Source organism: Dyadobacter sp. CY326, assembly GCF_021390515.1.
Classification (GTDB): Bacteria; Bacteroidota; Bacteroidia; order Cytophagales; family Spirosomataceae; genus Dyadobacter.
In genome coordinates, this window is sequence record NZ_JAJUXI010000003.1 from 166,956 (window position 1) to 188,513 (window position 21,558).

Consider the following 21,558-nt stretch of genomic DNA (forward strand, 5'->3'; position numbering starts at 1 on the left):
TACTCAATTGTCACCCACTGTTCCGATGAAAGTTATTATTGTATTGATGTTTTTCCTGGCCGGTTTGGGCAATGCAGCCTTTGCCCAGAGCAATGCGCAAGCCGAAGGAAGATATAAATCAGCATTGAGTGATTACAAACAGGCACGTTATGCAGCCGCAATGGAGAAGCTTTCGCCTTTGACGAGTGTAAACACGAAGACGCCTTTTTCTCCTTACGCGCATTATTATTATGCGCTTTCGGCTTATCAGTTGAAGCGTTACAAGGAAAGCAAGCAAATGTTATTGCAATTGCAAAGCCGTTATCCGGGCTGGAACCGAATCGCGGAAGCGCAATATTTACTTGGTGCTATTGCCTTGGAAAGCGGCCAGCTGAATGATGGCCTCGACTATCTCACTAAGATTAAAGATTCGTCGCTTGCGAAAGACATTCTTGCATTAAAACAGCATCATTTGGACGCAATCACCGATTTGGCCAAACTTCGGGAATTGCAAAGGCAATATCCGAACGATCGCGATATCGCGTTGACGCTCGTTCATTTTATAGAAAGTTCGCCAAGTTCCACGCAGACCGATTTGCAAATTGCGGATCAATTGCAACGGCAATTTAAATTCAGCAAAAAAGAGAAAGTCGCCTCGGCGGAGGAAAAGCCAAAGCGCAGCATTCCAAAATCCGAAAGCCAATGGACGAAGGGTTACATGGATGTTTCCGTTTTGCTTCCTTTCCGATTGGACGAATTCAGCACTGGTAAACGCCGCTCGAATCAGTTTGCCTATGACTATTATCTTGGTCTGACAATGGCAAAAGAGCAACTTGCGACAGAAGGCATCACTGTAAATCTCTGGGCTTATGATATGAGCGCAGACGCAAAAACGATGGAAGCCATCGTTGACAACAAGAATTTTCAACAGTCCGACATGGTGATCGGGCCGCTTTATCCGGGCACTTTTGATGTTACTGCCAATTATATCACCAATTCCAATGCGGTCATGCTGAACCCGCTTTCAACGGATGGAAATCTTTTAAAAGCAGGCTCAAACATTTATCTTGCGCACCCATCCATTGCATTTCAAATGCAGAAAGCGGCACAATGGATGAAAACGCAGGCAATGGGCTTGTCCATCGCTATTTATTACGGCACCACGCCCAAGGATTCAGCCATGGCTTTTGCCTACGCCAACGAATGGAAAGGCAAGAGTGGGAAGGTTTTGGAAATGGTCAAAATTCAACCTGACCGTGAATGGCTCGAAACCAATGTGTCCACCTTCGAAACGGCTAAACCGTCGCACGTAGCACTTTTCTCTTCCAACGGATCGACCGGCCCGATGATCATGGACATGCTAACCGACCGGAAACTGACAACAACGCCTGTTATCGCCACTTCCACTAGTTTCAACCTGCAGCAATCGCGACTGGGGCGTTTTGGATCACGTTTGTATCTGATTGACACAGACCCTGTTGATCGTGAGAAAGAAAGCATTCGTGAGTTTCAAAAGAATTATTGGAACAAAACGAGCACATTTCCTTCGGTTTATTCCTATCAGGGTTATGATCAATTGATGTATTTTGCCCGCATGATGTACAAATACAAAGACAGATTGCGCGACGGAATGCAGTCGGCAAGGCTGGGTGAGGAGGAATATTTATTGTCGGGATTCAATTTCACAAAGTCCAACGAGAACCAAATAACACCTGTTTTGAAATACAATGGTTCCAAATGGACGCCGGTTGACAGGTAAAAATATTTTCAAATGAACATTTCAACGAGTAGAGCACTTTTCGAAAAAGCGCAGCATTTCATTCCTGGCGGCGTTAATTCTCCGGTAAGGGCATTCAGAGCAGTAGGAGGGTCACCGGTTTTTATCAAATCCGCAAAGGGGCCTTATGTATATGATGAGGACGATAATGAATACATTGAGCTGATCAATTCATGGGGCCCGATGATTTTGGGCCATGCCAATGAGTTAATTCAAAAGGCAGTTGCCGATGCCATTCAGCATTCATTTTCTTTCGGCGCGCCCACGCGAAGAGAAGTAGAAATGGCGGAATTGATCGTGAGTATGGTGCCATCCATTGAAAAGGTTCGGATGGTAAATTCTGGAACCGAAGCGACCATGTCAGCAATCCGCGTTGCGCGCGGATTTACCGGAAGAGACAAGATCATTAAATTTGAAGGGTGTTACCATGGTCATGGAGACAGCTTTTTGATCGCGGCCGGAAGCGGTGCAGTCACATTCGGCACCCCAGACAGTCCAGGCGTAACCAAAGGCGTTGCAAACGACACATTAACCGCCCCTTTCAATGATCTGCAAGCTGTTCAGACGCTTGTTGATGCCAATAAAAATGCCATTGCAGCATTGATCCTTGAACCCGTTGTAGGAAATATGGGCTGTGTGTTGCCGGAAGATGGTTTTTTGCAGGGATTACGCAAGATCTGTGACGAAGAAGGAATCGTTTTGATTCTGGACGAAGTGATGACCGGTTTTCGTTTGGCCAAAGGCGGAGCACAGGAAAGATTCAATATTACCCCAGATCTAACGACGTTAGGAAAAATAATAGGTGGAGGAATGCCTGTTGGAGCCTATGGAGGCAGAGCGGACATTATGAACAAGGTTTCACCGGCAGGGCCGGTTTATCAGGCCGGCACATTATCCGGTAATCCAATCGCTATGGCGGCAGGCTTGACAATGCTTCATTATCTCAACGACCATCCGGAAGTTTACACACAACTGGAAGAGTCGGGCAGCAAGCTGGCAAACGGTTTCAGAAATTCAATGCAAAAGCTTGGCTTGAACTACACATTGAACCAAATCGGCTCCATGTACACCTTGTTTTTTACAGAGCAACCCGTGACAGATTTTCCGTCCGCCAAAGCATCGGATCTGCCATTATTCGGAAAATATTTCCACGCCATGCTCGACCGGGGCATATATATGGGCCCATCCCAATTCGAAAGCATGTTTCTTTCCACAGCGCTGGAAGACAAGCACATACAAAAGATACTCACCGCCAACGAAGAATCACTAAAACAAATCCTAAGTTTATAACACTAATTCATTCATTCACTCATTCAAATATCCACACAGCCAACATTCAGTCATCGCCAGGCGACCCGATCAATCATTCAATCATTCAATCATCGCCCGGCGACCCGGTCATTCATTCAAAATTAAATGCGCCTCTACTCCATCATCATCCCTGTCTACAACCGTCCCGACGAGTTGCAGGAGTTGCTGGAATGTCTCGTTAGGCAAACTTTGAAGCATTTTGAAGTGATTATCGTCGAAGACGGATCGAAGATCAAGGCAGATAATGTGGTTAAATCTTTTCAGAATAAGCTGGATATCAAGTATTTTTTCAAGGAAAACGGCGGTCAGGGCTTTGCCAGAAACCACGGTTTCGAACGCGCGTCTGGCGATTATTTCATTCTCCTGGATTCAGATGCATTAGTTGAGCCGAATTATCTGGCTGTAGTTGAGCAGAAATTAAATACGGACTATGTCGATTTATATGGTGGCCCGGACACGGACCATCCGTCTTTTACGCCTATTCAAAAAGCAATCAGCTATTCGATGACTTCCGTTTTTACAACGGGAGGAATCCGGGGCAAAAAGAATAATATGGGTGGCACTTTCCACCCGAGAAGCTTCAATATGGGGCTTTCAAGGCAGGTTTGGGAAAAAACAGGTGGTTTCCTGACAAGCCGGATGGGTGAGGACATTCTGTTCAGCATTGGCGCATTAAGGCTTGGTTTTCGATCTGCATTGATTCCGGGAGCATTCATTTACCACAAGCGCAGGACCAAGTTTATTCCATTTTTCAGACAGCTCAAATTCTTCGGCCGCGCCCGCATCAACATTGCGCGATTTTATCCGGACGAGCTGAAATTGGTTCACACATTTCCACTGCTTTTCACATTAGCCGTTTGCAGCATTCCCTTTTGGTTTTTCATTTTCAAACCTTTCTTCTTTCTCGGTTTGATCGGTCTGGGCACATACATTTCCCTGCTTTTCATTGACGCATTAAGGCAAACAAAAAGCGTTGAAGTAGCATTCCTAGGCATTGGAGCCGCATTTGTCCAGCTTTTCGGCTATGGAATTGGCTTTATGGAAGAAGGCTGGAAAAGGCTTTTCGAAAAAAAATCGCACCGAGAAACCGGCGCGACCATTGAATATCCATCATAAAAATCAATTTTCTTTAATTGCCCCGGGCTTAAGCCCGGGGCAATTAAAGAAAATTGATTGAGTAGTTTTAAGAACTAGATTACAGTTTCTGACAGAAATAAACAATTTCTTCTCCCGGAAGTGCGTAGCGGGCAACTTCTTCTTTGGTCAGCTCATCCATCACAAAGCGATCTTCCTTCACTGTAAAACCGCCTTTCTCCAATTCCCGGCCGTAATTCCTTCCAAACAGCCTCAAATGGTCGTTTTGTAGAAAATACTTTTCCCTTTCTTTTGGGTCCGTGATTGTTGCATCTTCATATGTCACTTCATATTTCATATCCTGCGGAGACTGGATCAGCGCCCATCCGCCCGGTTTTAAAACGCGGTGTAACTCACTCATTGCCAATATATAATCGTCCACATGCTCCATCACGTGGTTGCAAAAAGCGACGTCGAATGTATTTGCAGGAAACGGAATAGAATGAATGTCCATCTTCACCTTTGCCAATGGCGATTCAATGTCGGCCGTAATGTAATCGAGGTTTTTCATTTGCTCGAAGCGATCGATAAAGCAATATTCCGGCGCCACGTGCAGCACTTTGTGATTGGCAGTGAAGAAGTTGGTCTTTTTTCTCAAATAAAGTCCCATTAATCGGTGTCTTTCCAGCGCGAGGCAGCTCGGGCACAACGCATTTTCACGGCTCGAAACATTACGGCCATAGGGGAGGAATTTCCTGTAACGGCTTTCACACACAGGACATTCAACTTTATTTCCAATATAAAAGATGCTGAGAAAGCGCGCGACCCAATGGCCAATTAACTGAAGATATGGTCGAGGAATATATCTTAAAACTAAACTAATGATCGCTTTCATTAAATCAATTGACTAAAAATTAATAATTTTAGGAATATATCCCGGAAAAAACACTAAATGATTCCATCCATTGATCCAAAACCACCAGGCAGAAGGCTTATCAAGCGAATGTCCACACGCACCAAATGGATGATTTTAGCTCCATGCGGTCTGTTGATTTTCAGCTTTGGCCTTACAGTGCTTAGCGAAGCGGCGCATCAGCGTCGGATCGGGGAGCCTACGCAGGTTTGGGTTGTGTTGGGATTATATAGTCTCGCGCTCATTAACGGTGGACTGATCATGTTCGGTGAGGCGCTCCGTTTTCGCATTTTATTGGATGTAAGGCGGGAAACGAGGCGCAGTATGCGACAGCTGACTCGGAAAATCAACATTAAGTCGTCCGGAAAAACCAAGTCTGACAAAAAAACAAAAAGCCCTACCAAACAGATTGACAGGGACTAGTTGAATTTCTTTTCGTAGATGCTAAACTTATTTATTAGCTTCAAACTGAGCCTTTATCGCCTCTACATCGACATTGCGTACTTCTGGCTTGCGTAAAAGATCTTTGATTTTCGCAGTACGATTATTAGCTACTGCCTTATTTCTGCGACTTTTACGTTTCAATTCCGTAACTCCCATTGTAAAATATTGTTTTGTGAAAGAGCCGCAAAATTAATCATTTTCGTGTAAATAATGCAGACATTACTTACAAATATTGCCTAACCTGCCCTAACTTTACGGTTAAATTGGCCTACAAGCCGAATTTATTACAATACTGACACCAATTGACTCATGATTGCCGGTAACTTTGCTTGCCGGCACATCGTGCCAAATTGGCTCGTCGGTGTATTTTTTACAGCATAAAATCAATGAGTAAACCATCCCTTGCCCGCGGAACGCGTGACTTCGGTCCCGAACAAATGGCAAAACGCACTTTTATTTTTGACACCATTCGCCGCTCATTCCAACGATATGGATTTTTGCCTCTGGAAACGCCTGCTTTTGAGAATCTTTCGGTGTTAATGGGCAAATACGGAGATGAAGGCGATCAGCTTCTATTCAAAATATTAAATTCAGGAGATTTCAGTGGCAAGCTTGCCGACAGTGATTGGCAGGAAGGTTACAAACCGCTCACTTCCAAAATAGCTGAGAAAGGGCTTCGCTACGATCTTACAGTGCCTTTTGCGCGTTATGTCGTAATGAACCGCGGCACATTGGTGATGCCTTTCAAGCGATATCAAATTCAACCCGTATGGCGGGCAGACCGTCCGCAAAAAGGCCGTTACAGAGAATTTTACCAGTGTGATGCAGACGTTGTAGGCACCGATTCCTTGCTTTGTGAAGCGGAAATTGTGATGCTGCTGCATGAAATTTTGCCTGCATTGGGCATTACAGACTTTACAGTTAAGATCAATAACCGCAAAATCCTGACCGGAATTGCGGATCTGATCGGCGCGCACGGAATGGAAGGGCCGCTTTGTGTGGCCATTGATAAATTGGATAAAATAGGAAAAGATAAAGTCGTTGAAGAACTGCTCGAACGCGGTTTTTCAAGCGAAAGTGTCGCACAACTCGACCCCGTTTTCAGCTTGTCGGAGGGCACAGATCCGTTTGCAGCATTGAAAAGCTGGTTGGGTTCTTCGGAAATTGCAATGAAAGGCGTTCAGGAGTTGGAGGAAGTTTGGGATTTGGTAAATGTGCTCGGTCTTGAAAATCCCAAGATACAATTTGACGTCACGCTCGCGCGCGGACTCTCGTATTACACAGGTGCGATTTTCGAGGTAAAAGCTAACAATGTTCAAATTGGCAGCATTTCCGGCGGCGGGCGTTACGACAATCTCACGGGCACATTCGGTGTTCCAGGAATCTCGGGCGTGGGCATTTCGCTGGGAGTGGATCGCATTTATGATGTGATGGAAGAGCTTAACCTATTTCCTGAAAATCAGAAAACGGCGACAAAAGCGATGATTTCCAACTTCGACCGGGACGCATTTCGCTTTGGACTTTCTGTTTTGCCAAAATTGCGAGAAGCCGGCATTAATGCTGAAATTTACCCCGATGCTGTAAAGCTTAAAAAGCAGCTTGACTATGCGGATCGCAAAAATATTCCTTACGTGATCCTCATTGGATCGGAAGAAATGCAATCGGGGCTGCTTACATTGAAAAACATGAAAACGGGCGAGCAGCAAAAATTGAATGCAACTGATATTATTCAGACAATTGCCCAGGAATACAATAACTAAACTAACATTACGGACAAAAACCGTCACGTACAGAAGCCCACAATCCAATGAATGACAGCATATTAAGAATTGCAATACAAAAATCCGGAAGATTAAGTGAAGATTCGCTCAAACTGATTAAGGAGTGCGGAATTCGTTTTGACAATGGCGCGGGCAAGTTGAAAACGGATGCTACAAATTTCCCTGCGCAGATCCTTTTTCTGCGGGACGATGACATTCCGGGATATGTGGAGGACGGCGTGGCACATCTGGGCATCGTGGGCGAAAATGTTTCAGAAGAGTCAAATCGGGACGTTGACACGGTTCATAAACTGGGTTTTTCCAAATGCAGATTGTCAATCGGCGTTTTGAGAGAACATGACTACAACGGCGTTACGGACCTAGAAGGCAAAAGCATTGCTACAACTTATCCGCGTTTGCTCGAAAAATATCTTTCAGAAAACAATGTAAAAGCGCAGATTCACGAAATCAGCGGGTCAGTCGAAATCGCGCCGAGCATTGGATTGGCCGATGCCGTTTGCGACATTGTGAGCTCTGGGAGCACGCTTTTGAGCAATGGACTAAAAGAGGTGGAAACGATTTTCAGATCGGAAGCGGTCATGATCGCCAGCAAGCATCTTTCCGAAGTGCAAAAAGAACTTTTGGACCAATTGCTTTTCCGCATCAAATCCGTTCAGGTTGCGAAGAACAACAAATATATCTTACTAAACTGCCCTACAAGCGCAGTTGAAAGCATTACTAAATTTTTGCCCGGCATGCGTGCTCCAACGATCCTGCCATTGGCGACGGAAGGCTGGTGCTCTCTGCATTCGGTCATTAATGAAAATGAATTTTGGGAAAATATTGAGAAAATCAGACAGGCTGGTGCGGAGGGAATTCTCGTGATTCCTATTGAAAAAATGATCTTGTAATCGTATGAATATTATTGCATTTCCTGACAAAGCTCAATGGCCCGCATTGCTGGCGCGGCCCGTGCAAGATGCTCAGGATATTGAAGCAAAAGTAAGCCCGATTCTGAAACAAGTTAAGGATCAGGGAGATGCAGGCATTAAAGAGCTTGCGCTTAAATTTGATAAAACAGAACTTACCGACATTGCTTTCCCCGAATCGGCTCTTTCGGAAGCTGGCGATTCACTTGATCAGACATTGAAGGACGCCATTGCGCAGGCTTATCACAACATTTATCGTTTCCACGAATCGCAGTTGCGGCCAGCAGAAAAGATTGAAACAATGCCCGGCGTGACTTGCTGGCGTAAAAGCGTTGGCATTGAAAAAGTTGGCATTTACATTCCCGGCGGTTCTGCTCCATTATTTAGCACGGTGCTAATGCTTGGAATTCCTGCTAAAATTGCGGGCTGTAAAGAAATTATATTGTGCACGCCTTCCGACCATCCGGCTATTTTGTATGCTGCTCAGCTTGTTGGCGTTACCAAAGCATTTCGCATTGGCGGCGCGCAGGCGATTGCGGCAATGGCTTACGGAACAGAAAGTGTGCCAAAAGTTTACAAAATATTCGGTCCGGGAAATCAATATGTGACGACTGCTAAAATGCTGGTTAGCAAAGAAGGCGTCGCCATAGACATGCCTGCCGGACCGTCCGAAGTTGCCGTTTATGCGGACGATTCGGCCATTCCGGCGTTTGTTGCAGCCGATTTGTTGTCGCAGGCCGAGCACGGGCCTGATAGTCAGGTGTTGTTGGTTTCAACAAGTAAAAAGTTGCTTTCGTCCGTGAATCTGACATTGTCTTCTCAAATGGACAAGTTGCCGCGTCGGGATCTTGCCGCGCAGTCCATAGCGAACAGCAAAGCAATTTTGCTTGAAACAGAGGCAGATGCAATTGAACTTTTGAACGAATATGCAGCCGAACATTTGATTCTCAGTGTTGAAAATGCAGAGGCGGTTTCGGAGAAAATAACAAATGCAGGATCTATATTTTTGGGCAATTACACGCCTGAATCCTGCGGAGATTACGCTTCCGGCACAAACCACACATTGCCTACAAATGGTTACGCCAAGGCTTACAGCGGTGTTTCTGTCGACAGTTTTGTAAAAAAAATCACCGTCCAGCACATTTCGAAAGACGGCATTCGGAACATTGGACCGGTTGTCGAAGCCATGGCGCAAGCAGAATCTTTGGATGCACATAAAAGAGCGGTAACAATCAGGCTGAATAGTCTGTTGTAAATGCGAGAGCGTCGGAATGGCTTTATGCCATTCTCATTTTAATACATTAACTGATTAACATTGACCATGTTAATTGCACAGCATGAGTAAGACATTTGACTTGAATAAAATCCTTCGTCCGCATATCATTTCCCTTGCGCCGTATTCTTCCGCTCGTGACGAATACACGGGTCACGTAGGGATATTTTTGGATGCCAATGAAAATCCCTACGGATCTGTAACTGAGGAACATTACAACCGTTATCCCGATCCATATCAGGCAGAAATCAAACAAAAGCTGGCACCGTTGAAGAACGTTTCCATCGACCGGATTTATCTGGGAAATGGCAGTGACGAACCCATTGACTTGCTTACACGTGCGACGTGCACGCCCGGTCAGGACCACGTGATCATATTGCCTCCAACTTACGGCATGTATGAAGTAAGCGCAAACATTCACGACGTGATCATTGATAAGGTCTCATTAACAGACGATTATCTGATTAATGTAGACGCGGTTTTACAAGCAATCACACCCAAAACCAAAATCATCTGGATTTGCTCACCGAACAATCCGACGGGCAATGTAATGCAGCCGGAAGCGATCAGAACCATTCTCGAAAATTTTGACGGTTTGGTCGTGGTCGATGAGGCATACATTGATTTCACAGAAACACCATCTTGGACGCAGCATTTGGATCAATATCCTAACCTCGTTGTGTTGCAAACATTCTCCAAAGCATGGGGTTTGGCAGGATTGCGGATCGGAATGTGTTTCGCCAGCCCGGAGCTTATCAGGATTTTGAACAAGATCAAACCGCCGTACAATATCAGTCTCCCGGCTCAGAAGGAGCTTTTGAAAGGGTTGAATGAAAGTGGTAAGAAGGACGAAATGGTGGCCGATATTCTCAAAGAAAGGGATTCGTTGTGTAACATGTTGGCACAATTATCGTTGGTGATAAAAGTACACCCGACGGATGCCAATTTTCTTTTGGTTCAATTCGAAGACGCAAAAGCTGTTATGGATTATTTGATCAACGAAGCCATCATTGTGAGAGATCGCTCGCGCGTGCATCTTTGTGCTGGCTGTCTGCGCATTACAGTCGGAACACAAGAAGAAAATGAAGCCGTTATCGAATCCTTGAAAAAATATAAGCCAGAGAATATCACTGTTTAGCACGATTTTAATAAAAACGCCCAAAAACTAAAATTTCCCCGATTTATACTCAATATGAAGAAGTTAGCCTTAACATTTGCATTCATTCTAAGCTTTGGTTTTGCTCATGCCCAATATGACAACTGGGCTGTTGGTTTCAAACTCGGTGAACCAACCGGAATCAACATTCGTAAATATTTCAACAACATTCATGCGCTGGATGTGACGATTGGGACGTATGGTGGCGTTTTGTCAAACGATCGCAAATACAGAGGAGACGAGGGAATTTATAAAAATGCGGGCCTTTCGGTGCAGGTGCATTACTTGTGGCACACGCCGCTTTTCAATTCTGAGGCCGTGCACGTTTATTACGGACTGGGTGGTCAGGTGAACAGCCGCAGATCTTATCCAAAGCGCTTGTTAGGGAATTATGAAAAGGACATTTCACTCGGAGGCTCCGTTCTGGGCGGACTTGAATATTACATTCCCGACAACCGCATTTCCGTTTTCCTGGAAGGCGGAACTTATTTGGAGCTTTTGCCAAGACCATTTTATCTGAGTCCAAATATTTCAGCCGGGATCCGATTCAATTTGTAATCAGACTTGCAGAGATTATTCCAGTTTGAAAAGCAGGTCTAAACCTGCTTTTTTTGTGTAATTTAGTCAATGGTAAAGCTGTCTTTCCAATCATTTCAAGCCAATTTTTAGTCATAGTGTTTAAAGTTTACAGTTCATCAGCAGGTTCCGGTAAGACGTACACGCTTACAAAAGAATATCTTAAACTGGCCCTGCATTCCAATGCGGAGACTTATTTCAAGCATATTCTGGCCGTTACATTTACTAATGCGGCTGCGAATGAAATGAAGGATCGCATTTTGCTGATGCTCCGCGTCTTCTCCGATTCATTCCAGTCGGATAAGGAACCGCATCCGATGTTGCGCGATGTGGTGACCGAAATGTATCCCGAAACCAGCAATGATCCCGAACTGTTTGCCGGAGCGTGTCAGTTGGTGGCTGGCCGCGCACAATTAGTCTTCCGCCAGATCTTGCATCGTTATTCTGACTTTTCGGTGATGACGATTGACAAGTTTACGCAGCGACTGATCAGCAGTTTTACGGACGAACTGGGCATTCCGTTTGTTTTCGAAACCCAACTGGATGCCGATTTGCTGGACGATGCCGTTGACCGTTTGTTAGCTAGAATAGGGCAGGAAGGCGAGGAAGTGCTGACAAGCATTGTCGAAAAATATTATCGCGAGAATGCCGACGAAGGCAAAAGCTGGGGCACGCTCCCCGTGCAGATCCGGGAAGTGTCGCGAACGATATTGAGCGAGCAGAGTTATCTGCAGTTGAAGCGTGTCGAAGATCTGCGCATGCAGGATTGGATCGCGATCCGCAATCAGATGCGTGCATTTGTGCGTGAAAGAGAGGCCCGTATTGCCAGTTTAGCCAAGAATGCATTTGAGCTGATTCAATCAACATTTCTCACTGAAAAAGACTTCCACCAAAGCGGCAGGGGCATTTATGTTTATTTTAAAGACCGGGCTGACGAGAAAAAATTATGGGCCGAACCCAATTCCTATGTTTACAAAACCATCGGCGAAGGCGTTTGGTATGGGGCCAAAACTGCACTTTTGATCAAAGATGAGATTGAAAAAGTGAGGACGGATCTCGAAAATTACTTCCATCAGATTGAAAACATCAGAACATCGGAATCGAAGAAAATCACGCTTTACGCACAGCTCGACCGGCACATTTACAGCTTGTCCCTGCTCGGTGAGATTCGGAAGGAGTTCGATGCACTTTTAAAACAAAATAACCAGGTCCATATTTCCGATTTCAATAGGAAGATCATTGAAATTGTGGCGCGTGAGCCGGTTCCTTTCATTTTTGAAAGACTTGGTGAGCGTTACAACCACATTTTGGTAGATGAATTCCAGGACACTTCGAAGCTCCAATTTGCCAATTTGCTTCCATTAATTGAAAATGCGCTTTCAGGCGGCTATTTCAATTTGATCGTCGGGGACGCGAAACAATCCATTTATCGCTTCCGTGGCGGTGATATGGATTTGATCTTGCGCCTGGCTACAAGCCAGGTCATGGCTTTGGCGACAGTGCTTGGAAATAGTTCGTATAATGCAGAGCGGTTATTGAGTCTGGATAATTATCTGGACGTAAATCATCTTAAAGTTAATCGCAGGAGTCGCCGCGAGATTACCGATTTCAACAATCAATTTTTCGCCTTCATCGCCTCGACGCTCGGCGATGACCATGCGCTGATTCAGGATGTCTATGATCAGAACTTTGAGCAGGAAATCCCGGACGGCGTTCCGGTTGGCGGGCACGTGGAAATTGAGTTTTTGGAATTGAATGATGAGGACGATGCTGATGAAGACATCACCTCCGACGCCATTGTGCGCCGTTCGCTTGAACTTGTGAAGGAGCTTCGGACGCAGGGTTATGACTGGCGGGACATGGCCATTTTGTGCCGGAAAAAACGGGAAGCGACAGCATTAGCAAGCGCATTGAAAGAGGCGGGACTTCCATTGATTTCTGATGATGCGCTTTCGTTGGGCTATTCAAGGTCCGTGCATTTCATCATTTCATTTATGAAAGTGCTGCTCAGTTCGGATCATCGGCTGGCGCGTTATGAGGCCGCATATTTGTTCCATCATGTGGTTCGCAGGCAAAATCCGGAAGCAGGAGAATATGAACAAATCCGCATCCTTTGCGAAGCGAGCGGACTGGACACTTTTCTGGATTATTTCAAAAGATGGAACATTAGTTTGAGCTCCTTTCGAATGAGGCAACTGTCTGTATTTGAGCTTAGTGAGCAATTGATGCAGCGGTTTGGTTTGTTCCAGAATCATTTTGAAAATGAATATTTATTCCGTTTCCTAGACGTGGTTATGGATTTTGGAAACAGGAAAAGCAATCACCTCGGCGACTTCCTGATTCACTGGGAATCTGCACGACATAAGCTTTCGATCACCATTCCCGAAGAAACGGATGCCATTCGCATCACCACGATCCACAAGTCCAAAGGGCTCGAATATCCGGTCGTAATTGTTCCTTACGCGCATTGGAAAGTCACGCCCAATGCCAAGCTCGACCGACTTTGGCTGGATTTGGATGATGTAGATTATGAGGAGCTTACATTAGAAGACAAAGAATCCGGCGACAAAAAGAAGCTGCACAGCTCATTGGTTTCGGTTGTTAAGGATTTGGAAAATACGGCCGTTGCAACCCAATACACGGACGAGCGCACGCGGACATTGGTCGAGAATCTGAATCTGCTTTACGTTGCATTCACGCGTCCGGTTCAGCGGTTGTATATTTTGGCCAAAAGGGAGCGGAGATGGGAGAGCGGGCAGCAAGTCAATAACTGGCTTCAAAATTTCCTCGCGCAGGAGCACATCGTCCCGACTTGGAATGAAAATGAGTCGAAATACATTATTTCCAATGGTTCAACGGCGCTGCAACACGCGCACAGAAAGTCTGATCATCAGCCTTTTGTGCTTCATAACATATTGAGCAACGACCGCACGGAATCCTTGCGCCTGAGAAGAATGGCCGACCGCATATTTGATGTGGAGACTTTCGAACCGAAACGCGACCGGCTGCAAAAAATTCGCTATTTACTCACAAGGCTTAAAACAGTTTCAGATTTGCCTTATGCATTGGACCGGCTGGTAAGTGAAGGGATTTTTACAAAAGCGGAGACGGCTGAAATTGAAATGCAGGCAAGCGGCTTGCTTAATGATCCCGAATTAGTAGGGTTATATCAGGACGGCAACAAGGTTCAGATCAACAAGGAATTGTTGATTCCAGGCGGGAAACTGCTGCATATAGACCGGGTCGTTCAGCATGCTGATGGCGGATCGACATTCATGTCATTTGTTGGCGGGAGCAATTCCGATGATGCCAGAAGACATTTGAAGAGATTGATAAGTTCCTATGCGGCAGCGGGAAAGCAGAGCAAAGGCGTTTTAATAACCCTTGAAAATGAGCTGGTTGAATGGATTGGCGCCGATGTAACCGATTAGCTCAATGCAAAGTAGAATTAGTTTACATAAAGAGAAGGCGACTCACTAGTAAAATAGTTCTATAAAACGAGTGAAAAGTGGGTTAATTTGGTTTTTTTTTCCTGATATTGGGATCAAATTGCATGGCCTCCCAATTCTCCGCTATCTCAACGTTTATGCGCATAACTTTCCAGCAACAGGTTTTATCAGGCATTATTTTCTCAATTGTTTTAGTAATTGTAGTTGGGATTACATCCTTCGATGCCATTGTTACGCAGCAAGAAAACGCAGGTTGGGTTAATCACACGATGGAAGTGATGCAACGCTCCAAATCCGTCAGAAGCCAGTTGCTTGCCGCTGAATCCAATGTGCGGGGATTTGCCTTGACATCCAATGTTACTTTCGAAAATAATTACAGGGCAGCCATCGACGATGTTTGGTCGGAGCTCGATGGAATGCGCAAGCTCGTGCAGGACAACAAGCACCAGATTGCGCGCCTTGACTCATTGTCACCATTGATTCAGTTGCGGTTGGATTTGATGGCGCAGCAGTATGAATTGCTCAAATCGGGCAATTACAAAGCGGATACAGTAAAAAGCATTATCCTGAAAGGCAAAATTCTATCGTCGCAAATAGACTTTCGGTTCAAACAAATTGAAAATGAGGAAGAAGGGCTGCTTGCCGGACGCGAGCAGAAAGCCGCTGAAAGCTCAGCACGCGCAAAGCGATACATTCTATTTGGCACACTGGCATTTATGCTGGTTGTTTTTATGTTGCTGTATTTCATAAGGCGCGCTTATTTTGCACAGTTAGCCTCTGAAAGCGAAACGACGAAGGCGAACCGCCAGCTTGAACAGCTGGCAGTGGAAGATCAGGAAAAGAATTGGATCTTAAATGCAGCCGTTGATTTAGCCAGCGCAATCCGGGGCGAACCTACGCAAAAGGAACTGGCGACGAGGCTTTTAGGGAAGCTTATGGATGTCACCGACTCGCTCGTAGGTGTAATGTATGTGCGGGAGCGGACCGGTAATGTGTTGCAGCTGGCAAGCAGTTACGGAACCGACGGAAGTGCGAAAGCGCCCACGGAAATTGTGCTGGGCGAGGGCATTCTCGGGCAGATGGCGATGGATCAGGTTGGACTGAAAAAAGTGAATGTTACTCCGGATTATTTTAAAATCAAAAGTTCGACAGGCAGCACAGATCCCGCAACGCTCTATTTGAGAACGATCTCATTTGAAGGAGAAGTCATGGCGGTAATCGAGATTGGTTATCTGAATGATCCCGGCGAGAAGGTCGGAAAATTGCTGAACATGATGTCGGACAATGTTGCAGTGGCGCTCACCGCTGCGAATGCACGCCAGACAACCCGCGAATTGCTCGACAAAACACAGTTGCAGGCAGAAGAATTGGAAAGCCAGCAGGAAGAATTGCGCGTTACCAACGAAGAACTCATGCGGCAAACGACGCTGCTGCAAGTTTCAGAAGAAGAATTACGCGTGCAGCAGGAAGAGCTCAAACAGATCAACACAGAACTGGAAGAAAAGGCGTTTATGCTGGAAGAGCAGAAAAGCACCATTGAGGGAGCACGCGATCAAATTCAGATTAAGGCTGATGAATTGGAAAAAAGCGGCCGGTTCAAGAGTGAATTTTTGGCCAATATGAGCCACGAGCTTCGCACACCATTGAATAGCATCCTGATTTTATCCAGAATTCTGGGCGAAAATAAAGGCGAACGGTTAAATGAGGAACAGCAGCGATACGCCTCCGTTATTTTCAATTCAGGAAATGATCTTCTGACACTCATTAACGACATTCTGGACCTTGCCAAAGTAGAATCGGGGAAAATTGAACTGGTTTACGAGCACGTCAAAACCGAATTGCTGCTCTCTGAAATCCGAAATACATTCCAGAAAATCGCTGAAAACAAGGGACTAAATCTAAAAATCGAAAAAGCGCCATCTTGCCCGGACACATTGTTTGTGGATCAGATGAGGCTGCTTCAAATTATTCGCAACTTGGTTTCTAATGCAGTAAAATTCACAGCCGCGCCGGGCACAGTTTCGCTGAATATCAAGCAGGAAGGTGAGTTCTTGTTTTTTGAAGTGTCAGACACAGGCATTGGTATCGCTCCGGAAAAGCAGCAATCCATTTTCGAGGCATTCCAGCAAGCGGATGGCTCAACCAGCCGAAAATATGGTGGCACAGGGCTCGGACTCTCCATCAGCCGCGAGCTGACCAATTTATTCAAAGGGTCTATTTCATTAAAAAGTGAAGCGGGTGTAGGCTCGACATTCACATTAAAAATTCCGATTCAGAGCTTGGCGGAACACGGTGAACAGGCAGTCAATGCTGAACCAGTGAAAGTCGAAACATTTACAAAGCCGTCGCCAGTGCATGTCAATGGCCAGGATTATCGCCTTTTATTGATTGAAGACGACTCAATATTTGCCGCCGACATGTCCGAGAAAGCACGCGACAGCGGATTTGAAGTCATTGTGGCTGAAACCGGTGAAAAGGCGCTGGAACTGGTCCAAACTTTCCGTCCCACCGCAATTATTCTCGATATGCATTTGCCTGACGTTTCAGGTGATGAGCTTTTAAAAACATTAAAATCAGACATCAGGACAAGAAATATTCCGGTCCACACGATTTCTTCGGGATCATATCTGAACATGGAAATGGTAAAGGAGGGAGCCATTGGCTTTATGCAAAAGCCTGTGGATGCAAGGTCTGCGGAAAGCATCTTTGGCTTGCTCAAACTGGAATCGGGCAAAGCAGAAAAACAAAAAATCCTGCTGATAGAGGACGACCAATATCAAAGTAAATATCTGGGCGACTTCCTCACTGAAAACAATATTTTTGTCCTTTATGCATTTACGGGCGCCGAAGCGCTGTCCATTCTAAATGCGCAGTCGGTCGACGGGATCATTCTCGATATAAGGCTTTCCGATATGAGCGGTTTGGATTTGCTGGATCAAATCAAGAAAAATCCGCAATGGGATGCATTGCCGGTGGTCGTCAACACTGCCGAGGATTTGGATCAGACGGACCTGACACGCGTAATGAAATACGCGCATCCGGTTGTGATGAAAACCAAGAAATCCAATGAGCGTTTGTTGGACGAAGTCAAATTGTTTTTGAAGAAAATCCAGCCGAGGGGTTTGAAACCCGTTGAAAAAACAATTGCATTCAGCAATCCGGTTGTACATTCCGAGAATGTGTTCCTTGGCCGCAAAATCCTCGTTGCCGATGACGATATGCGCAACATTTTTGCATTAAGCGCTGTGCTGGAAGAGGCGGGTTTCAAAATCGAGATTGCGACTAACGGCCGTGAAGCGATTACAAAGTTAGAAGACACACCGGAAATTGACCTCGTTTTAATGGATGTGATGATGCCCGAAATGGACGGCATTGAAGCTACAAAGCAAATCAGACAAGTAAATAAGTGGCAAAACTTGCCGATTATAGCGGTTACAGCCAAGGCAATGCAGGGCGACAGAGAACAATGTCTCGCGGCTGGCGCAAACGACTATATTTCCAAGCCAGTTGATGTTGATAAACTTCTATCATTGATTAAAGTATGGTTGCATTCTGCATAGTTTATGGTAAGCATTGAATATGTCCAGCTTGAAGAACTGATCGTCCGGATCCGCGAGATTTCCGGTTTCGATTTTTCGGGTTATGCGCGGCCTTCGCTGCTCCGGCGTGCGGGCCGTTATCTTGCCAAATATGACATGGACCTGGACATGCTCCTGGCACACATTGAACCAGGCGGCAGAATCGTATATGAGCTGATCCAGGAACTCACCGTCAATTATTCCGAAATGTTCCGTGATCCGGATTATTTCAAGCGCGTGCAAACGGAGGTTTTCGGTTATCTCGAATCTTATCCTGCATTGCGGTTTTGGGTGGCTGGCTGCGCGTCGGGAGAGGAAGCATTTTCGATGGCTATCCTGCTTAAAGAAGCCAATTTGCTTGGCCGATCGCTCATTTACGCGACCGATTTGAGCAATAAGGTGCTGACGTCTGCAAGAGAAGGCGTCTTTACATTGGGAAGCACCCGCACGTTTTCTGAAAACTACATTTTAGCAGGCGGAAAGCAATCATTATCAGACTATTATCATGTCGCCTACAACAAGGCAATCATCGCTCCGGAGCTGCGTAAGAACATTGTTTTTTCCCTGCACGACCTCACTGGCGACGGCGTTTTCAATGAGTTTCAATTCATCAGCTGCCGCAATGTGATGATCTATTTTACGCTGGAACTCAGGCAGCGCGTGTTCAAGCTTTTGTACGAAAGTCTGAGCATGTTAGGCTATTTATGCCTCGGAAAACGGGAAACATTGCGTTACTCGGGCCTGGAATCGCATTTCAAAGTGATCGACAGTTCATTGAACATTTACCAAAAAATCAAATGAACGGGATTGCAGATAAATCACTCAGTCTTGTGCTCATCGGCGGATCTTCCGGAAGCTTTGTGATTTTTGAAGACATTCTAAAATTGCTGCGTAGTCCGATTTCTTTTGCATTGATCTTCGTGTTGCACCGCGGCAAATCCAGTTTATCCGTTCTGCCTGATTTGTTCAAATCAAAAACCGACGTTTTCATGAGCGAGCCGCACCACCTGGACACCATTGAGCCGAACAGCGTTTACTTCGCGGTTCCGGATTATCACTTGCTGATCGGGAACGATTACCGGTTTTATTTCGACGTTTCCCAGCCTGATTTTTTCTCCCGTCCTTCTATCAATGCCACATTCATTTCCGCAGCGCAGTCCGGCATTCCGGTGAAAGCCGCCATGCTTTTTTCAGGATCAAGTCCTGACGGAGCCGCAGGAATGCAGATGTTGGCCGAAATGGGCGTCCCGACCTATGTTCAAAACCCGGATTTTGCAGAGTTTCCGCGCATGCCGCAGGAGGCGCTGTTAAAAAATCAAAACCATAAACTGTTGCCAAAGACCAATTTTTACAAAACGATCAGCGACATACTTTACAGCATTAATTAGATGGAAAATACAAAAATTCTGCTGCTCGACGACCGGGAAGAAAATCTGATTTCCCTAAAAGCAATTCTCAATCGAGCTGACATTGAAATTTATGCAACCACGTCTGCCAACGAAGCGCTGCGCATTGTTTGGGAAAACGAAATTGCCGTGGCGCTCGTCGATGTTCAAATGCCGGGAATGGATGGATTTGAATTTGCAGAAACGCTGCTTTCCAATCCAAAGACCAGGGAAATTCTGATCGTTTTTGTAACCGCTATTTCAAAAGAGACTACTTATGCCGTTCGCGGACTGAAAACGGGTGCAATAGATTATTTGTATAAACCACTCGATCCATACATTACCAATGCCAAAGTCGATTCGCTGATCAAGCTGGCGCGGAGTCAAAAGGAGATTCGTGACAAGAATAAATTGCTTGAAAATTACGCGACGATCATCCTTAATTCTCCTGACATTATCGCCACGGTCGAGCCGGAAACGGGGAACATTATTTCGATAAATCCATCCGTGCAAACCATCTTGGGGCTTGCGCCGGCAACTTTGCTTGGCGTAACCATCCTGGACCTGCTCGTCGATCCCGTCAACTCCTCGTTGAGAGAAGTGTTGGTTAATAAAACCTATGTTGGCGGCGAAACGATCGTGGTGGAAGACCGGTTTTTCGGACGGCTGCGGTTGCCCGTTTGGCTTGAACTTCGTATAATGTTTAAAAACAGGCTGCTTTTTGTCAATTTGCACGATGTCGAAAAGCGCAAAGCACACGAGCGGGCATTGATAGATGCGCAAAGTCAGGCCGAGAAGGCTCGGAAGGTTAAGGAGGCATTTTTGGCAAATATGAGCCACGAAATCCGCACACCGCTCAATGGGATTATTGGTTTGGGAAACCTTTTATCGGCCACGCAATTAGACGAATCACAACGTGATTTAATTGGCATGCTACGCCAGTCTTCCGGCTCGCTGCTGAACATTCTCAACGACATTCTGGACATTTCCAAAATCGACGAAGGCAAGTTTTCGATCATTCCTTCGTCAACGGATCTGCGCGTTTTGGGCAAAGGCATCATTGATCTCATGAAATTCAAGGCCGATGAGAAGAATTTGAAACTGATCCTGACCATCGACAGCAATCTTCCCGAATGTGTGATGGCCGACGGCATGCGATTGAATCAGATATTGCTTAACCTCATCGGCAATGCTCTGAAATTCACATCGGCCGGACATGTTGAGTTCAAGATTCAGCAGGTTTCTCAAACACAATTCGGACATAAGATTAAGTTTGCCGTGGAAGACACAGGCATAGGCTTATCCGATGACCAGATTTCGAATATATTTTCAGAATATGGACAGGCATCCGAGAACACTTCGCACCAATATGGCGGCACGGGTTTGGGACTCACCATCTCGCAAAAACTGGTCCGTTTGATGGGCAGTGAACTTGAAGTCAACAGTAAATTTGGAGAGGGAAGCCAGTTTTTCTTTACATTGATTTTGCCCGATGCGAATGAGAAATCGTTGGAAGCAGTGCCACCAATTGCATTCCAGGATCTGCCTCCCTTTGAAGGAAAAACAGTGCTGGTGGCGGAGGATAATCCCATTAATGCATTGTTATTAAAAAAATATTTAAAAACCTGGCAGCTCAATCCGACCATGGTTTTGAATGGCCAGGAAGCCGTGGACGTCCTCCGCGAACGCATATTTGACCTTATCATTCTCGACACCAGAATGCCAGAAATGGATGGTTTTCAAGCCGCAAGGATCGCGCGCAACGAGTTGATGATTAAGACGCCAATCCTGTCACTTTCGGCAACGGTTTTGCCCGAAGAAATCCAGCAAGCACTTGAATCCGGGATGAACGACACATTATCTAAACCATTTGAACCCGAGAAGCTGCATAAAAAAATTAAAGCACTTTTGGCAGAAACCGGAGAGGCGCAGAACTGAATTGAAGCCGAATGTG

The 21,558-nt window shown here is 45.7% G+C and carries 16 protein-coding genes; 14 read left to right on the forward strand and 2 right to left on the reverse strand.

Features of this window, described 5'->3' with window-relative positions:
* The first annotated feature begins 25 nt into the window (after positions 1 to 25).
* The 3 genes from LZG73_RS05175 (at position 26) to LZG73_RS05185 (ending at position 4,183) form a co-directional block, all read left to right on the forward strand.
* The gene (locus tag LZG73_RS05175) at positions 26 to 1,738 is read left to right on the forward strand and encodes an ABC transporter substrate-binding protein (protein ID WP_233846662.1); all 1,713 of its coding nucleotides are present in this window, start codon (positions 26 to 28) and stop codon (positions 1,736 to 1,738) included.
* A 12-nt stretch (positions 1,739 to 1,750) separates the two neighbouring features.
* A complete protein-coding gene (hemL, locus tag LZG73_RS05180; protein WP_233846663.1) occupies positions 1,751 to 3,046 on the forward strand; it encodes a glutamate-1-semialdehyde 2,1-aminomutase in 1,296 nt (431 codons plus the stop codon).
* 126 nt (positions 3,047 to 3,172) lie between these two features.
* The gene (locus LZG73_RS05185) at positions 3,173 to 4,183 is read left to right on the forward strand and encodes a glycosyltransferase family 2 protein (protein ID WP_233846665.1); all 1,011 of its coding nucleotides are present in this window, start codon (positions 3,173 to 3,175) and stop codon (positions 4,181 to 4,183) included.
* 79 nt (positions 4,184 to 4,262) lie between these two features.
* Here LZG73_RS05185 and LZG73_RS05190 read toward each other — a convergent pair whose 3' ends face one another.
* Positions 4,263 to 5,036 carry a class I SAM-dependent methyltransferase gene (locus tag LZG73_RS05190; RefSeq protein ID WP_233846667.1) on the reverse strand — a complete coding sequence of 258 codons (774 nt, stop codon included), beginning with the start codon at positions 5,034 to 5,036 and terminating at the stop codon, positions 4,263 to 4,265.
* Positions 5,037 to 5,093: 57 nt separating this feature from the next.
* Here LZG73_RS05190 and LZG73_RS05195 point away from each other — a divergent pair, with 57 nt between their 5' ends.
* Positions 5,094 to 5,477: a hypothetical protein gene (locus LZG73_RS05195; protein ID WP_233846669.1), complete on the forward strand. Its 384-nt coding sequence runs from the start codon at positions 5,094 to 5,096 to the stop codon at positions 5,475 to 5,477.
* 27 nt (positions 5,478 to 5,504) lie between these two features.
* Here LZG73_RS05195 and LZG73_RS05200 read toward each other — a convergent pair whose 3' ends face one another.
* The gene (locus tag LZG73_RS05200) at positions 5,505 to 5,654 is read right to left on the reverse strand and encodes a hypothetical protein (protein ID WP_233846670.1); all 150 of its coding nucleotides are present in this window, start codon (positions 5,652 to 5,654) and stop codon (positions 5,505 to 5,507) included.
* 230 nt (positions 5,655 to 5,884) lie between these two features.
* On the opposite strand from LZG73_RS05200, the gene hisS reads away from it, so the two are divergent.
* From hisS to LZG73_RS05250, 10 genes are all read left to right on the forward strand, one after another.
* On the forward strand, positions 5,885 to 7,258 hold the full coding sequence (gene hisS, locus LZG73_RS05205; RefSeq protein WP_233846671.1) for a histidine--tRNA ligase: 1,374 nt from the start codon (positions 5,885 to 5,887) through the stop codon (positions 7,256 to 7,258).
* Positions 7,259 to 7,305: 47 nt separating this feature from the next.
* Complete coding sequence (hisG, locus tag LZG73_RS05210; protein ID WP_233846672.1) at positions 7,306 to 8,169, forward strand: ATP phosphoribosyltransferase; 864 nt, start codon at positions 7,306 to 7,308, stop codon at positions 8,167 to 8,169.
* 4 nt (positions 8,170 to 8,173) lie between these two features.
* Complete coding sequence (hisD, locus tag LZG73_RS05215; RefSeq protein WP_233846673.1) at positions 8,174 to 9,442, forward strand: histidinol dehydrogenase; 1,269 nt, start codon at positions 8,174 to 8,176, stop codon at positions 9,440 to 9,442.
* An 82-nt stretch (positions 9,443 to 9,524) separates the two neighbouring features.
* The gene (gene hisC, locus LZG73_RS05220; protein WP_233846674.1) at positions 9,525 to 10,598 is read left to right on the forward strand and encodes a histidinol-phosphate transaminase; all 1,074 of its coding nucleotides are present in this window, start codon (positions 9,525 to 9,527) and stop codon (positions 10,596 to 10,598) included.
* 54 nt (positions 10,599 to 10,652) lie between these two features.
* The gene (locus tag LZG73_RS05225) at positions 10,653 to 11,174 is read left to right on the forward strand and encodes a hypothetical protein (RefSeq protein ID WP_233846675.1); all 522 of its coding nucleotides are present in this window, start codon (positions 10,653 to 10,655) and stop codon (positions 11,172 to 11,174) included.
* Between the two features lie 116 nt (positions 11,175 to 11,290).
* Complete coding sequence (locus tag LZG73_RS05230) at positions 11,291 to 14,623, forward strand: exodeoxyribonuclease V subunit beta (RefSeq protein ID WP_233846676.1); 3,333 nt, start codon at positions 11,291 to 11,293, stop codon at positions 14,621 to 14,623.
* A 155-nt stretch (positions 14,624 to 14,778) separates the two neighbouring features.
* On the forward strand, positions 14,779 to 18,201 hold the full coding sequence (locus tag LZG73_RS05235; RefSeq protein WP_233846678.1) for a response regulator: 3,423 nt from the start codon (positions 14,779 to 14,781) through the stop codon (positions 18,199 to 18,201).
* A 3-nt stretch (positions 18,202 to 18,204) separates the two neighbouring features.
* Positions 18,205 to 19,020: a protein-glutamate O-methyltransferase CheR gene (locus LZG73_RS05240; protein ID WP_233846680.1), complete on the forward strand. Its 816-nt coding sequence runs from the start codon at positions 18,205 to 18,207 to the stop codon at positions 19,018 to 19,020.
* A complete protein-coding gene (locus tag LZG73_RS05245; RefSeq protein ID WP_233846682.1) occupies positions 19,017 to 19,607 on the forward strand; it encodes a chemotaxis protein CheB in 591 nt (196 codons plus the stop codon). The genes LZG73_RS05240 and LZG73_RS05245 overlap by 4 nt, the downstream gene beginning before the upstream one ends.
* The gene (locus LZG73_RS05250) at positions 19,608 to 21,542 is read left to right on the forward strand and encodes a response regulator (protein ID WP_233846683.1); all 1,935 of its coding nucleotides are present in this window, start codon (positions 19,608 to 19,610) and stop codon (positions 21,540 to 21,542) included.
* Positions 21,543 to 21,558: the final 16 nt, after the last annotated feature.

Bases quoted from the DNA above. Each gene is read 5' to 3' on its own strand.
- LZG73_RS05175 (WP_233846662.1), top strand. From the start codon at position 26: ATGAAAGTTATTATTGTATTGATGTTTTTCCTGGCCGGTTTGGGCAAT.
- hemL (WP_233846663.1), top strand. From the start codon at position 1,751: ATGAACATTTCAACGAGTAGAGCACTTTTCGAAAAAGCGCAGCATTTC.
- LZG73_RS05185 (WP_233846665.1), top strand. From the start codon at position 3,173: ATGCGCCTCTACTCCATCATCATCCCTGTCTACAACCGTCCCGACGAG.
- LZG73_RS05190 (WP_233846667.1), bottom strand. From the start codon at position 5,036: ATGAAAGCGATCATTAGTTTAGTTTTAAGATATATTCCTCGACCATAT.
- LZG73_RS05195 (WP_233846669.1), top strand. From the start codon at position 5,094: ATGATTCCATCCATTGATCCAAAACCACCAGGCAGAAGGCTTATCAAG.
- LZG73_RS05200 (WP_233846670.1), bottom strand. From the start codon at position 5,654: ATGGGAGTTACGGAATTGAAACGTAAAAGTCGCAGAAATAAGGCAGTA.
- hisS (WP_233846671.1), top strand. From the start codon at position 5,885: ATGAGTAAACCATCCCTTGCCCGCGGAACGCGTGACTTCGGTCCCGAA.
- hisG (WP_233846672.1), top strand. From the start codon at position 7,306: ATGAATGACAGCATATTAAGAATTGCAATACAAAAATCCGGAAGATTA.
- hisD (WP_233846673.1), top strand. From the start codon at position 8,174: ATGAATATTATTGCATTTCCTGACAAAGCTCAATGGCCCGCATTGCTG.
- hisC (WP_233846674.1), top strand. From the start codon at position 9,525: ATGAGTAAGACATTTGACTTGAATAAAATCCTTCGTCCGCATATCATT.
- LZG73_RS05225 (WP_233846675.1), top strand. From the start codon at position 10,653: ATGAAGAAGTTAGCCTTAACATTTGCATTCATTCTAAGCTTTGGTTTT.
- LZG73_RS05235 (WP_233846678.1), top strand. From the start codon at position 14,779: ATGCGCATAACTTTCCAGCAACAGGTTTTATCAGGCATTATTTTCTCA.
- LZG73_RS05240 (WP_233846680.1), top strand. From the start codon at position 18,205: ATGGTAAGCATTGAATATGTCCAGCTTGAAGAACTGATCGTCCGGATC.
- LZG73_RS05245 (WP_233846682.1), top strand. From the start codon at position 19,017: ATGAACGGGATTGCAGATAAATCACTCAGTCTTGTGCTCATCGGCGGA.
- LZG73_RS05250 (WP_233846683.1), top strand. From the start codon at position 19,608: ATGGAAAATACAAAAATTCTGCTGCTCGACGACCGGGAAGAAAATCTG.